14 protein-coding genes and 1 pseudogene are annotated in these 14611 nt (G+C 39.2%); 13 read left to right on the top strand and 2 right to left on the bottom strand.

The genetic code is table 11. From position 1 onward, the window contains the following. Window positions 1-180 (bottom strand): annotated as a pseudogene (locus tag G4V62_RS20105) (IS5/IS1182 family transposase); the annotation flags it as partial. Window positions 181-561: 381 nt separating this feature from the next. Between G4V62_RS20105 and G4V62_RS17760 the strand changes: the two are divergent. From G4V62_RS17760 to G4V62_RS17740, 4 genes are all read left to right on the top strand, one after another. Next, complete coding sequence (locus G4V62_RS17760) at window positions 562-942, top strand: aminoglycoside phosphotransferase/kinase family protein (RefSeq protein ID WP_246218522.1); 381 nt, start codon at window positions 562-564, stop codon at window positions 940-942. A 76-nt stretch (window positions 943-1018) separates the two neighbouring features. Continuing rightward, window positions 1019-1219, top strand: a complete 201-nt coding sequence (locus G4V62_RS17755; RefSeq protein ID WP_165204796.1) for a hypothetical protein — start codon at window positions 1019-1021, stop codon at window positions 1217-1219. A 561-nt stretch (window positions 1220-1780) separates the two neighbouring features. After that, window positions 1781-2830, top strand: a complete 1050-nt coding sequence (locus G4V62_RS17745) for an ArsR/SmtB family transcription factor (protein ID WP_165204795.1) — start codon at window positions 1781-1783, stop codon at window positions 2828-2830. Between the two features lie 16 nt (window positions 2831-2846). Beyond that, a complete protein-coding gene (locus tag G4V62_RS17740) occupies window positions 2847-4076 on the top strand; it encodes an MFS transporter (RefSeq protein WP_165204794.1) in 1230 nt (409 codons plus the stop codon). A gap of 135 nt (window positions 4077-4211) precedes the next feature. Here the strand turns inward: G4V62_RS17740 and G4V62_RS17735 are convergent, their stop codons facing one another. Continuing rightward, window positions 4212-4520: a winged helix-turn-helix transcriptional regulator gene (locus G4V62_RS17735; RefSeq protein WP_281359729.1), complete on the bottom strand. Its 309-nt coding sequence runs from the start codon at window positions 4518-4520 to the stop codon at window positions 4212-4214. Window positions 4521-4666: 146 nt separating this feature from the next. Here G4V62_RS17735 and G4V62_RS17730 point away from each other — a divergent pair, with 146 nt between their 5' ends. The 9 genes from G4V62_RS17730 to deoC all read left to right on the top strand — a co-directional run bounded on the left by G4V62_RS17730 (window position 4667) and on the right by deoC (window position 14407). Continuing rightward, entirely contained in the window at window positions 4667-5518 is an 852-nt protein-coding gene (locus G4V62_RS17730) for a VOC family protein (protein ID WP_165204792.1), read from the top strand. A gap of 213 nt (window positions 5519-5731) precedes the next feature. Continuing rightward, on the top strand, window positions 5732-6283 hold the full coding sequence (locus G4V62_RS17725) for an NADPH-dependent FMN reductase (protein ID WP_165204791.1): 552 nt from the start codon (window positions 5732-5734) through the stop codon (window positions 6281-6283). Between the two features lie 416 nt (window positions 6284-6699). Beyond that, window positions 6700-7674: a sugar-binding transcriptional regulator gene (locus G4V62_RS17720; RefSeq protein WP_165204790.1), complete on the top strand. Its 975-nt coding sequence runs from the start codon at window positions 6700-6702 to the stop codon at window positions 7672-7674. After that, on the top strand, window positions 7652-8686 hold the full coding sequence (locus G4V62_RS17715; protein WP_212508830.1) for a galactitol-1-phosphate 5-dehydrogenase: 1035 nt from the start codon (window positions 7652-7654) through the stop codon (window positions 8684-8686). Before G4V62_RS17720 ends, G4V62_RS17715 begins: the two co-directional genes overlap by 23 nt. A 3-nt stretch (window positions 8687-8689) precedes the next feature. Continuing rightward, complete coding sequence (locus G4V62_RS17710) at window positions 8690-10222, top strand: FGGY-family carbohydrate kinase (RefSeq protein ID WP_165204788.1); 1533 nt, start codon at window positions 8690-8692, stop codon at window positions 10220-10222. Next, window positions 10215-11699 (top strand): sugar ABC transporter ATP-binding protein, encoded by a 1485-nt coding sequence (locus tag G4V62_RS17705; protein ID WP_165204786.1) that lies wholly within the window; start codon window positions 10215-10217, stop codon window positions 11697-11699. The genes G4V62_RS17710 and G4V62_RS17705 overlap by 8 nt, the downstream gene beginning before the upstream one ends. 24 nt (window positions 11700-11723) lie before the next feature. Then, entirely contained in the window at window positions 11724-12698 is a 975-nt protein-coding gene (locus tag G4V62_RS17700) for an ABC transporter permease (RefSeq protein WP_165204784.1), read from the top strand. An 11-nt stretch (window positions 12699-12709) separates the two neighbouring features. Beyond that, window positions 12710-13705, top strand: coding sequence for a substrate-binding domain-containing protein (locus tag G4V62_RS17695; protein ID WP_212508829.1), 996 nt, complete (start codon window positions 12710-12712; stop codon window positions 13703-13705). Window positions 13706-13729: 24 nt separating this feature from the next. Beyond that, window positions 13730-14407, top strand: coding sequence for a deoxyribose-phosphate aldolase (deoC, locus tag G4V62_RS17690; RefSeq protein ID WP_165204782.1), 678 nt, complete (start codon window positions 13730-13732; stop codon window positions 14405-14407). Window positions 14408-14611: the final 204 nt, after the last annotated feature.

Below are 14611 nucleotides of genomic sequence, written 5' to 3'. Positions count from 1 at the left end.
TTTATACAGTTTGCCCCACTTCTTTGATCCTCTTGCCGGAGAAGTATACTTTCGGATATCGGTAGACTGCTTGATTTTAAAGGTCTTTTGGCAAAGGGAATCATGGCGTAATGGGCAAGTCGCGCATTCTTTGGGTTGTGTGTATTTCAAGGTTTTGTACTTTGTGTTAACGCTAGAATAAATTCAACTTGACGTCTACATCTTTTCCATGACGAAGTTGTGCAAATCCGCCAATTACTCTTATCACGAGACGCAACTCCAATCCAATACCTTGTTTTCTTTTGCATTGTCTTAACACCCACAATTATTAGTTGTGTTATCCTTTTGCGTTGAATCTGAAACGGGAAAGTTCATTTCTTTCCATGCTGCTATCCCCCCGGTTAACTCTTTAACTGTATAATCTCTCTAATAAAAATTTTGCTACTTTAGCAGCGGTATTGCACCAGACATCCCAGCAATAAACAATAATTTCTTTATCTTTTGGTATTGTGTAGTGCAAAATAAAAGTGCAGAGTTTTGAAATGTAAAAGTACACATGTTGCCTAAGGAGATATTAGACTTATGATAACTTATAACGAGGTTGTTAAAATCGGCGATGCAATTTTTCTTCCATTAATATCAGAATTGTACGGGTTGGAGGGCTATGAAATCAGTCTGATTGAGGCACATGATGGAGGACGAAATGTCGCTTATCATTGTATGAAAGAGGGCGCTGATGCAAAAATCCTACGAATCGCTTTCTTGCTTGATAGGAGCCGCGAGGATTTACTGGCCGAAGTTGAGTATATCAGATATTTGTTTGAGCATGGAGGAGGTGTCTCGGATGTAGTCAACTCCCGCAAAGGGAATCTGTTGGAAGAAATGACTCATAAGGATCACACCTTTTTGTACTTTTCTCTTGCAAAATACATCATTAAAATTAGTGTTGATATCGTTAAGTAAGGTTGTTCAACAAATGGGCCATTAATGGAATAACTTCACAAAGTAATTGGTATAAAACTAAAGGGAAGTGCAGAGAATGTATAAAAATTTAAAATCAGCTTGGATTCTTTCGTGGTTTGCACTTGTGGGACAGCTAGTATTTTTTATTGGAGTTTCGATTTTTACAGGGGACTGGCGTTATGTAATGTGGAGTTTTATGGTAAGTATGATAGCTGGAGTTCCTAGTATCTTTAATACTTGGCGGTTACAGAAAAAAAGAGCACAACAAAAAAATTGAACAAATCCATGAGACGAGACTTCTTAATATTCCGACCCAACAATCGGGGCGATCGTGGAAGAAAATATAAAAGATCCGAGAGAGCATTTTCGTGTCTTTTTTTAATTGAGAGCGATTCCGATCTACCCGTTATGGAAAATATAGTGGATGCATTTGAGTATATGCGGAACAATGGTGAAGAGCCTGAGTGTGATGAGGAACTGTCATATCTCATAAAATGTATGGAGGATGATATCCCGTATATGGGGTTTTTCCATGACATTTATTCATGTGAAGAACCATTTGAGTATGAGGTACGAGATATTTAGTTTTATTGCGATGCTCACCTTTAAGTAGAATGGGCTGCTTAAGGGTGGTTTGCTTGGTCTGCCAATACTAACCAAAATGAATCTCCAATGGACCGCTATTCATCCAAGCGCCGAAAGTCGATGAAAACAGCAAAACAATGGGCTGCTCAAAAAGTCGATTAAAACCTGACTTTTTAGACAGCCCTTTTATTTTGTTCTAAATACATTGAATTTATAATTCTATTGATTTAGAATAAAGAGAGGAGGCGATCAGATGGATATAGTAACGACGGGGATCAAACGAAAGAGGGAAAAATATGCCGTAGAAATAAAAAGCTCTCTTTTGTGGGAATGTGCACTAGGGATAGCAGCCATGACAAACGAAGCATTGGTTGATACATTGGATCTTTCTAAGCAAAATAGAGACTTGATCATGAAAAGCTTATCAAAGGATATGAAAGAGGAACTTGAATACGTCCGAAAATTCAATACATGGAAGACCCTTCTCCAAATCTTGCATCAAAAAGACCTAGAAGAAATCGCTTCTTTTGAAAAATATGTCCAGAGTTTATCATCCACGGAGTTAAAAAGCATCGCAATTCCGTACCTCGGTAAAGCACAAGAAGAAGTAAAGAATGCGCTATTAAAAGAGTCAGAAGAAGCCCTTAGACAATTACAATACATCACGAGAGAACATTCTTTTCTGCCAGACTACCTTGAATATATCAGTCAAGTATCCACTGAGGAATTGAAAACTCATCTGCTCACGGTGATGTCGGGATGGTTTGATTGTGTAATCTATCCTCAAAAAGAAAAACTGGAAGAGATTCTTTCAAGAGATAAAGCTTTGAAAGAAAAAATGCTTCATCGTTTAGAGCCGGATCAGTTTGTAGAATGGGCAACAGATGGCGTGAAATATCCTCCTGAGCCAAGTGTACATAAGGTTTTACTCGTTCCACATTACATTTATCGCCCATGGAATGTCGAAGCGGATTTGGAGGGCGTAAAAGTTTTTTATTATGCAGTGGCGAATGAAAGTATTTCAGGGGAAAGTCGATTTGTCCCTAATAAGCTCTTAGTACAAAGATTTAAAGCATTAGGGGATGAGACACGTCTGAAAATCTTGAAAATGATTAAAGAGAAGAATCTATCACTACAAGAGTTAACCATTGAATTAGAATTAGGTAAAACAACGGTTCATCATCATTTAAAGATATTAAAATCTGCCAGGCTAGTCTCGCAAAGTTCTAGTGAATATACGATAGATCATCAAGCGATTGAGCATTTACCAGCGGAACTCAAACTTTATTTGGAAGATCAATAACAAAGGAGAAGTCTCTATGGAAGATTCAGTCGCACATGATGACTCAAGAAAAAAAGTACCTGAACTTAAAAGGAATTACCCTGTATTTCGATTGATCGGAGGCAACGTCGTGTCTTTTTTTGGAGACCAGGTCTATTTAATTGCTCTGCCTCTGATTGTGTTAGCGATCACTGGTTCACCATTCAAGATGGGAGTGGTAGCAGCGTTGGAAAGGCTGCCTATTTTAATACAGCCATTCACGGGTGTGTTGGCCGATCATTTTAATCGTAAAAAAATATTGTTTCTATGCGATTTTGGCAGATTTTTACTGATAGGGGCTCTAGGTGTACTTTACATCATGGATCAATTACTGATCTGGGAAGTGTACACAGCTGCTTTTATGGTTGGTGTTTTAACACAGATTTATCATACATCTCAATTTGCTTCTATTCCTAAGTTAGTACAAAGAAAAGACTTGCAATTTGTAAACGCGATAAACACTGGAATATTGCAAACGGCTGTATTTGTCGCTCCAGGATTAGGCGGGATTCTCATCAGTGTGTTTAATCCGGGCGTAGGTTTAATGATTAACAGCTTGTCATTTTTAGTGGGATGTCTAGTTGTTTTAAGCCTAGACATCGAAAGTAACGAGCCTAAAGAAATGAGCAGCTCAAAGGTCGTTGCAGACATTAAAGAAGGTTTTAAGTTTGTCATTAAAGAAAAGCCATTATTATATACAAATTTGGCTATGCTTTTTTCCATATTCGGTACGACACTTTTTTTAACAATGCTCGTCGTTCATTTAAAAGCAACAGTTGGATTAGATACCGTTCTTATAGGGTATTTATTTTCGATCGGAGGTGTTTCGGCAATTGTTGGTGCGTTCATGACAAGTGTACTCACAAGGTATTTTTCTTACAGAAGCATCTTATTTTTTGCCGGTGTGATAGGTGGTGGATCAATTGTCGCTTTTGGTTTGTACGATGCCTTCGTTTGGCTGGTCATCATGAACGCATTAGGAACAATAAGTGCAGCGATGCTGAATCCTTGTATTGTGACCATAAGACAAAAACTGAGTCCAGATCATTTATTAGGCCGAGTACAAGCGACCAGTCGCTTTATGACATGGATTTTAATGCCTGTGTCTGCTGTTATTGCCGGGATGATTAGTGAGCAATTTAGTACGACCGTCACTTTATTTTTAGGAGGAATCATTGCCATACTCGCTTCTTTTATATATTTGCACCCTTCGCTCAAATTTGTTTAAATATTCGGTAAATATATATGAAAATCTTTTGTAACTCAGCGTATGTTTATTATGCCAAAGCTTTCAAACGATAAGAAGCGGTGATGAGCCGCTTCTCTAGTTGGTGGTTAGCGAAATTTCATATGAGCGCTTCAGTCATCCCTCCAACCAATCCCCGGCCCATTTCTCCATTTCGCGCATGAGCGGTTCGAGTGCGATTCCTTTTTCAGTCAATGAATATTCGATTCGAACGGGCGTTTCCGGGTATACTTCTCGTTTAACAATCCCTTCGTTTTCAAGGTCCTTTAATCGTTCTGACAAAACCCTGCCGCTGACACCGATAGAGGATTCAATCGTACAAAAGCGTTGTGGGCCAGAGAGAAGCTGGTAAATGATTAACCCTGTCCATCTTTGGCTTAACATCCCCATCGCTTTTTCAAAACTTGGACAAATCGATTTATCCAACATAATCAACCCCTTATTGCTCTATTATAAACCGTTTAATGAATGAGTGAAATCAAGTTACTTTACGACCTTTGCTTATTATAATATAATTACTTACATAAAGTAACTAAGTTATTTTTTTGATCATTCGTCTGGAGGTCAGGACAATGAATTTTCACCGCGAACCCGTTACAAATGTCAGTCAAGTTAATTTGAAGATTCAAGATTTGGAACGTTCGATCGCTTTTTATACTGAAGTGATTGGCTTGAATGTTTTGGAACAAACGTCAACGTCCGCTATATTGAGTGCGGATGGAAAAACAGCATTAGTCACAATAAAGCAGCTTGATCAAGTCACGCCAAAACAAAGAAGGACCACAGGGTTATATCACTTTGCTTTGCTTCTTCCGAAAAGAGCTGATTTAGCCAATATTGTGCAGCATTTCCGGGAAAATGGCGTCCAGTTTGGTTCCTCAGACCATCTTGTGAGTGAGGCTCTGTATTTATCGGACCCAGATGGCAATGGCATTGAAATCTATGCCGACAGAGACCCTTCCGAATGGCATTGGCGGGAGGGTGAAGTCGCAATGTCGGTTGATCCATTGGATTTCTCAGGCCTTTTATCAGCCGCCACCCACCAGTGGAAAGGCCTGCCGGCTAAGACAGTGATGGGGCATGTCCATTTACACGTAGCTGATTTAAACAAGGCTGAAGCGTTTTATACAAAGGGGCTTGGTTTTGAGGTTGTGAGCAGGATAGGCACACAAGCCCTGTTTATTTCTGACGGGAAGTACCATCACCATATCGGGTTAAATACGTGGAATGGCGTAGGCGCACCTTCTTCTCCGCAAAATAGTGTCGGGCTTGACCATTTCACAATCATCATGCCAACAGAGGAACAGAAAAATGCGGCGCGAACGAGGTTAAAAGAAATGGGTGCACAAATTATTGAAGAACAAGGCGCGGTGATCGCGACCGACCCGTCAGGAAATCGAATGAGCCTTGCGATCGGAAAATAATACGAAGCAGAAAAAAGGTTTACACAAGCATGCAATTGAAATAGGTTACATGCTGGAAAGAACGTCCCACTAAAAAATCAGTCGTATTTGAATCAAGGGGGAATGTCATAGCAGTACTTTTTCTACGAAGTCGTGCAATCATCCGTACATCAACAATGATGAAAGCGAACAAACAATCAAAACAAACAATCATCTAATCAGGAGGAATAGATCATGTCCAACGAAAAATTAAACATTGGAATTATTTTAGGAAGCACACGTCAAGGGAGAGTCAGCCCACAAGTAGGTGAATGGGTGAAAGGTATTGCTGATCAACGAGGGGACGCAAATTACGAGATTGTCGATATGACCGATTTCGATCTACCGTTCTTAGGAACGACCGACGGTTCAGAACCAGGAATTGCTGCTTGGAATGAGAAGTTGGCACAATTAGACGGCTTTGTCTTTGTCGTACAAGAATATAATCATAGCATCACCGGCGCGTTAAAAAATGCGATTGATTTTGCTCGTGAAGCTTGGTATAACAAAGCCGCCGGTATTGTAAGTTACGGTTCGACAGGAGGCGCGCGAGCCGCTGAACACTTGCGCGGCATTTGTGCAGAAATCAAAGTGGCAGATGTGCGCACGCATCCGACATTAAGCATGTTTACCGACTTCGTAAACGGATCTGAATTTAAACCGCAAGAATTGCATTTAACGCATGTGAATGCGATGCTCACGGAAGTTGTTGAATGGAGCGGGGCATTAAAGGGTTTACGGGGTTAAGAGAAAGAGTATTTCTAGTAAAATTAAAGCAGTTTGACAGTATGAGTTATTGTTTCACATGAAACGTTTATGAATCACCTCCACATCAAATCTAGATGTGGGGGTGTTGTGATTTCAGAGGAAAATTTTTAAATCTTTCTATGATGAATGCGTGTCTACAATATCCTTATTTAAGAAAACAGCTTTAAAATCCCTTCAAGGTCGGTGCTTTATCGTCACTCAGAACAAATATTAGGATAAAAAGGGGAATTTTTACTTAATAAAAAATCAGTAAATTCAGTTTATAACAAACTTTTTTGAAATTTTGTTCAACTGTTGAAAATAATATTGTTTTTATAACGAGCTTTGTATATCTTGAACACAATAGCTGAACAAAGCATTAGTCAGTGAACAAATTTCAGGAAGGGGGGGTGTGATTGTACTCACAAGAAGAAATGATCCGGGTCGCTAAATTATATTATGAAATGAATTTGACTCAGAAAGAAATCGCTGAAAGACTTCCATATTCACGTGCTACAATCAGCAGGATGTTAGATACTGCGTATAAACAAGGGATTATTCAAGTGAAGATCAATTATCCTTTAAACTCGGTACAGCAGTTGGAAGAGAAAATTAGTACAACATATTCGATAAAAAAAGTGTTTGTTTCTCCTGTATATGTAGAAGATCCTACGCTCATTTTAAAAGACGTCGGAAGAGCTGCAGCTCAATATTTATATGAAATTTGTAACGATGATTGTATTTTAGGCGTTTCGTGGGGAAAAACGTTAGCGTCGATTTATCCTCATTTAAATCCGAAAAATGTAAAAAATATGAAAGTTGTCCAATTAAATGGCGGTATTGCAAAAAACTCTTTTTCAACGGGCGCAGCTCAACTTCTAGAAAAGTTTTCTGAGGCTTTTTCAACTGGTTATCACTTGCTATCAGTTCCTACGATTGTTGATTCGGAAATGATTGCTAGAGTCATGACCTCTGATTCAAGTATTAATGAAACCCTTGAACTTGTGCGAGAAAGTAACATAGCCATTTTTGGAATTGGAAACGTCTCTTATGACAATGTCCTATATAAAGGTGGGTTTTTCAAAGAGAACTCTTATGAAGAGTTAATCTCAAAGAAAGCAGTCGGAGATATTTGCTCTAGGTACTTTCGGATTGATGGAAAACTTGCAGATGAAGAGTTAAATAAGCGGACAATCGGTTTAAGGCTCGAAGATCTTCGTAAAAAAGAGCATTCGATCGCTGTTGCCTCAGGGAAGTCAAAAGCGAAGAGTGTCATCGGTGCTTTAAATGGTGGTTATGTGAATGCACTGTTTATTGATGAAGTGCTAGCAACCGAAATGATTAAATTAACATGTGGGGAGAATGAACGTGAAGGCAGTAAAATTATATGAACCAGGAAATTTAAAAGTAGAAGACATCGACACGCCCAAAATTAGCTCGGAAGAAGTATTAATTCAAGTCAAAGCAGTTGGAATTTGTGGTTCAGATATTCCTAGAGCACTCGTAAAAGGGGCCTATTTTCAAGGATTGACACTAGGTCATGAATTTGCAGGCAAAATCGTTGAATGTGGACGAGATACAGATGGTTGGGAAGTTGACGATCGAGTTACCATTGCTCCGTTAGTTCCTTGTAGAGAGTGCGAATACTGTTTGCAGGGGAAGTATGGGCTTTGTGATACGTATAGCTATTATGGTTCGAGAACGGACGGAGCGATGGCAGAATATATTAAAGTGCATAAAAACAATCTTTTAAGAATTCCAGATTCGATTTCCTATGATGCTGGAGCGATGGTAGATCCTGCAGCGAATGCGGTGCACGGCCTTTGGAGAGGTGACCTACAAAAAGGAGATACTGCAGTTATTATAGGTCTTGGTGCAATCGGCCTTTTTGCTGTTCAATTTGCACGCGAAATGGGCGCCAAGGAAGTCATCGCGATTGATATTTTTGAAGAAAAATTAGCAATTGCCCGAACCTTAGGTGCTGATCGTGTAATTCATTCTAAAGAGATCAATCCAATTGAAGCTCTAGCAAACACGAAAGTAAATGTCGTTTTAGATACATCTGGTTCACCAATCGCCCAGAATCAAGCGGTATCGATCGCTGATAAAATGGGACGTGTTGTGTTTCTAGGTATTTCCAATAAAGAATTGACTTTATCATCTACAGCCGTTGACCAACTGCTCCGTAACGAATTAGGAATTCATGGTTCTTGGAATTCATTCTCAGATCCTTTCCCAGGTAAAGAGTGGGAATTCGCTATTGATTGTATGGCGCGTGGAAAAATTTTAACCGAACCGATCATTTCACACCGTTTTCAAATTGATGAAACGCCAAGTGTCTTTGAAAAGATCAAAAATAAAGAATTGATTTTTAATAAAATCCTTATTTATCCGGAGGAATAGTTGATGGCTGTTAACTATCTTTTAGGCATCGACATAGGCACACAGTCGTTAAAAATTGGGGTTTATGATCAAAACGGTGAGGTGATTGCTAAAGCAAGTCAATCCTATCCGACCTATCATACGAAAAAGGGTATTTCTGAACAAAACCCTACAGATTGGTGGGATGCGCTACGAGCAGCGCTACAACAAGCTTCAAACCACATTGATTTGACGAATATATGTGGGATAACACTTTGTGCAACATCATCTACAGTCGTCATCACTGATCAAAACTTCCAGCCAATTGCTCCTGCGCAAAGTTGGATGGATCAGCGCTCAGTAGCTGAAGAGGAAGAGATTAATAACAACGCAAGTTCAGTGGTTAAGAATCGCTTGCGATATTCTGGAGAAAAAACATCAATCGAATGGATGACAACGAAAGCGCTCTGGTTAAAACGTCATTATGATTTAGAAGATAAACATATTTTAGAGCAACAGGATTGGATGAATTATAAGCTTACTGGACAAGTTGTTGCTTCAAAATGTAACGCAACGTGTAAGTGGCATTATGTAGAAAGCCGCAATGGCTTCTCGGAAGAATTTTTTGAGGAGGTTGGATTAGCTCATATTGTTCAGCATTGGCCTCAACGAGTTGTAAAAGTAGGTGCTATTGTTGGGCACGTCACTGAAAGCGCTGCCAAAGAACTAGGTTTAACCTTTGATACACCAGTATTCCAAGGTGGGATCGATGCTCACATTGGAATGATTGGATCCAATGCTTTAGAGCCGGGGAATCTTTGTATGATCACTGGGACTAGTTTTGTTCATCTGACGCATCATAAAAAGCCAATTTTCAACAATTCATTATGGGGTCCTTATGATGCACCATTAATCGATGATCACTGGCTTCTTGAAGGTGGACAACTATCAGCTGGATCAATTATTTCGTGGTTTTTACATGAATTTTACTCTGATCGTGACAACATTAAGGAAGTTTACAGAGAGCTTGATGAAGAGATGAAAAATATTGAATTGGGTAGTGACGGGTTAATCGTTTTAGACAGCTGGAAAGGGAATAGGACGCCTTATAAAAATCCTTATGCCACAGGTGCTTTTATAGGTTTAACTCTTTCTCATACAAAATTTCATATTTATCGAGCGATTCTTGAGTCTATTGCATTTGGTACAAAGAATGTCATTGAGACGTTTAGAAATTCCTCCATCCCCATTCACAAAATCATCGCTGGTGGGGGCGGTACGAAAAACAGCTATTGGATGCAAATGATTAGTGATATTACCGGGTTGCCAATATGTATACCTGAGGAGGAAGAAATCGGTACAAAAGGAGCAGCGATTATTGCTGCGTATGGTTCTGGGTTATATTCAAATATTCAAGAGGCCGCGGCGCGAATGGTGAGAATGAAAACAAACTATGTACCCGATATAAACAATACAAAAGCTTATGAAGCTATTTTTCAAAATTATCTAGATATCAATGAACTTCTGTTTCCTATCATGAAAAAATTACAATTGGGGGAGGAGGAGCACTATGAATAATATCCTCGAAATGAAGGGCATATCTAAATCATTTCCCGGAGTTAAAGCCCTTCAAAATGTAAATTTTTCAGTGTCACAAGGTGAAGTACATTGTTTAATTGGGGCAAATGGTGCAGGAAAATCGACCTTAATGAAAATTTTATCTGGCGTGTACGAAAAAGATGAAGGTGCCATTTATTTAAATGGACAAGAAGTGAATATGACGTCTCCAGCTGAAAGTAAAGAACGAGGTATTGCTACGATATTTCAAGAGCTGTCACTCATAGAAGATTTAAGCCTAGGAGAAAATGTGTTTATTGGAAATTATGGAAATGATAAACGAGGGTTTGTCAGTTGGAAAAAAATCAATCGTCGGACAAACGAAATCTTTTCATTGTTAGGACTTTCATTATCTCCAACTTTACGAGTTAGGGATGTCAGCATGGGATTAAAGCAAATGACCGAGATCGCAAAAGCCTTAGCGTCAGATTGCAAAATTATAATTATGGACGAACCATCAACGGCTTTATCTGGCGATGAAATAAAAAAATTGTTTGAAGTGGTTCAGTTACTAAAGAAACGAGGATATACCATCATTTACATTTCTCATAAATTAGATGAGTTATATACGATTGGTGACCGAGTCACAGTATTGCGAAATGGGAAGTGGGTCATTACAGAAGAATTAAAGAATGTCGACCAGTCGCAGTTAGTTGAATATATTACCGGAAGAAAAATTGAGAAACAAATAAAAGATCAGACGCAAGTGAGAAAAAATGAATTTTTGAAAGTCAAAAATATTAAGAACAAAAAACTTAAAAGCGTTACCTTTTCTGTCGGAAAAGGAGAAGTGCTCGGATTATATGGGTTAGTCGGATCGGGAAGGACAGAACTTCTTCGTGCTATTTATGGTGCCGATAAAATTGTAGATGGCCACATTTTTATCGATGGCGTAGAAAAAAAGATTCTCTCTCCAAAACATGCCGTAAATGAAGGGATGGGGCTTGTTCCGGAAAATAGGAAAACCGAAGGGATTATTGAAAGCCTTTCCATTGAAGAAAATGCGTTTTTACCTTCCTTGAATAAATTTTCAAGAATATCATTTTTGAAACGCAATGAGATTAGAAAAGAGATGTTAACGTCAATTCAAAAACTTGATGTGAAAGCTCCTGGACCAGAAACAGAAATACGCAATTTAAGTGGAGGAAACCAGCAAAAGGTCATCATTTCAAAATGGCTAATTCATAAATCAAAATTGCTCTTATTTGATGAGCCGACACAAGGAATTGATATAGGGGCAAAAGATGAGATTTATAAAATTATGAGAGAATTGTCTGATCAGGGAACGAGTATCATCGTAGCTTCATCGGAAATTGATGAGTTACTGGCTGTTAGTGATCGTATTTTAGTGATGTATGAAGGGCAAATTGTTAAGGAATGCTCATCCCCGGTCAATCAAAAAAGTGAAATTTTAAATGCAGCCGTATCAGGTGTTTAAGGCCAAACAAAGGAGGCAGTTTGGATGAGTATGGATGTCGAGGGTGTTGAAGCACCTAAAACAAAAAAGTTTCAAACAAAAGATTTTGTAAAAAAATACAATTTATTCTTTATTCTTATAGGTTTCTTTATCATAGGGAGTTTATTGTCAGAGCACTTTCTGACTACACAAAATGTCTTGAATGTACTACAGCAATCATCATTTGTAGGTATTGTTGCGATTGGAATGACCTTTGTTATTCTTGTAGCTGGTATAGATTTGTCAGTAGGTGCTGTCTTAGCACTGTCAGGTATGTTGGTTTCTCTCTTACTTAGTCAAGGAATGAACCCTATCCTAGCAATTATCATTACGATCATGGCAGGGGCTTTGATGGGATTCGTAAGTGGATTTCTGTCTACGAAGTTTAAAGTTCCAGCATTTATTGCCACACTCGCTATGATGGTTAGTGCAAGAGGCTTTGCATTGTTAACAACGGATGGTGAACCGATTTATGATTTGCCGCCAATGTTTACTGCCTTAGGTGAGAGTGTAGGAAGGATCCCGGTACCAGTCATCATATGGGTTATATTAACAATTATTTCGGCGATCGCATTGAAATATACAACTTTTGGAAGAAAGCTGTATGCCGTTGGAGGCAATGAAGAATCCGCCCGTCTATCTGGTATTTCTGTTGAAAAATATATTACGTCAACGTATCTTCTTTCAGGTGTATTAGCTGCGATTGCGGGTATTCTCATGTCGGCGTGGCTTACTGTCGGACAGCCCACAGCGGGTCAAGGGCTAGAATTGGATGCGATTGCAGCAGTTGTCATTGGAGGTACAAGTTTGGCAGGAGGAAAAGGTGGAATTGGAGGAACATTCATCGGTGTACTCATCATGAGTATTATTGTTAATATTTTCAATTTGCTAGGTCTTTCCTCGTACTATCAATCGATTTTTATGGGGGCTATTATTGTAATCGCTTTAATTATGAACCAATATCTTGCAAATAAAAAATAAGGGGTAGAGTGATGAAAAGGACATTTAGTTTTTTAGGGATTCTAACAGCGTTATTATTAATGGTGGCTTGCAGTGATGAGAACAATGTCAATTCTTCAGGAAGTAATGAAACAGAAGGAGAGGCTGATCAGCTTGTTATAGGATTTTCACAGCCAACATTAGAGTCACCATTCTATACCGCTCTAATTGAAGGGGCCGAAGAAGAGGCAGAAAAGCAAGGCGTAAAACTAATTGTTGTCGACGCGCAAAATGATATTGAAAAACAAAACTCCGACGTCCAGTCATTAATTACACAAGGCATTGATGTTTTATTACTAAACCCTGTTAACCCGGCAGCAGTTACGCCTTCTCTAAAGGCTGCAGAACAAGCAAATGTTCCTGTTATTGCTGTTGATCGCAATACGAAGCAAGAAGTGACCTCTTACATCGGGCGTGATAACAAGGAAATGGGGAGATTGGCTGGTCAAAAAGCCATAGAACTACTTGGCGGAGAGGGGAACGCTGCTGGAAAAATTATAGAAATTCAAGGTGACGCTGGTGGAACAGTGATGCAGGCACGCCACGATGGTTTTCACGAGAGCGTAAAAAATGAAGCTGGTGTCCAAATTATTGAAGGACCTTATAGCAACTACATTCGTGCGGAAGCCGTATCTGCGATGCAAGACTTGCTACAAGCGCATCCGGATGTCAATCTGGTCTATGCTCATAATGATGACATGGCGCTTGGGGTAATCCAAGTTCTTGAGAAGTCTGGAAAACTGCAAGATGTAAAAATCGTAGGTATTGATGGGCTCATGGAAGCTGTTAAACAAATTGAAGAAGGAAAATTTGAAGCAACGGTTTTGAATGACCCCATTTCTCTCGGCGTTTTAGCCATTCAAAATGCAGTAAACGTAGGTGAAGGCAAGTCCATTGAACAGTATATTGATGGAGGTACCGGCTTAGTGGATCAAACAAATGTCGACCAATACCTAGATGAGACGAAAAAATTTGCAGAAATTAAATAGCGTGAATGGAGATGAGTTGTAAAAATGAAAGTTGAAAAATACATTGATCATACGTTACTAAAGGCCGATGCAACACTTCAAGCGATTGAAAATTTGTGTAAAGAAGCAGCCGAACATCACTTTGCTTCTGTTTGTATTAATCCAACGTATGTTAAAAAGGCGAAGCGATATTTACAAGACACGGATGTCAAAGTATGTACAGTGATTGGTTTTCCGCTTGGTGCTAATGTCACTGATGTGAAGATTTACGAAGCCAAACGAGCTCTTCTTGATGGTGCGATGGAATTAGATTATGTGCTTAATGTGAGCGATGTGAAGAATGGCCATTTTGATCTCATCGAAAAAGAGATGTCGGCTTTTGTTGCCTTGAAAGAAGACAATCGCGATCTTATCATTAAAGTCATTTTAGAAACCTGTTATTTAACGAAGGAAGAAGTCAGCAGAGTATGTGACATCGCTCGACAAACGAAAGTCGACTTTGTTAAAACCTCAACGGGCTTTGGCTCCGCTGGGGCAACGGAAGAAATGGTGTCACTGATGAAAACGACAGTAGGTGCTGACGTAGAAGTAAAGGCCTCTGGCGGAATTAGAACGAGAATGGATCTAGAAACTTATATCAATTTAGGTGCAACGAGAATTGGTACCAGTAATGGTGTAGCAATTGTTAGCGCGAATGACCAATCGAATTCTGAAGGATATTAAACCCAGTTGATCGACAGCAACAAGAGCTTATATTTTTAGTTTGTTCAAATACTTAGAACCCCACATCGCACCATCCAGATGTGGGGTTCTCTCTTTTCTTTTTTATTTATTTTCCCCAACGGTAAACCGACTTAAAGTCGTTTGAAGCTCTTCTGCCATCGTACTCAGCATTTGTGCGGACTCAGTGATTTCGCCCATAAAGCC

The sequence above is a fragment of the Litoribacterium kuwaitense genome (assembly GCF_011058155.1).
In the GTDB taxonomy this organism is placed as follows: domain Bacteria; phylum Bacillota; class Bacilli; order Bacillales; family DSM-28697; genus Litoribacterium; species Litoribacterium kuwaitense.
The sequence above is the reverse complement of the archived record's forward strand: the minus strand, read 5'-3'. Positions and strand labels throughout refer to the sequence as shown.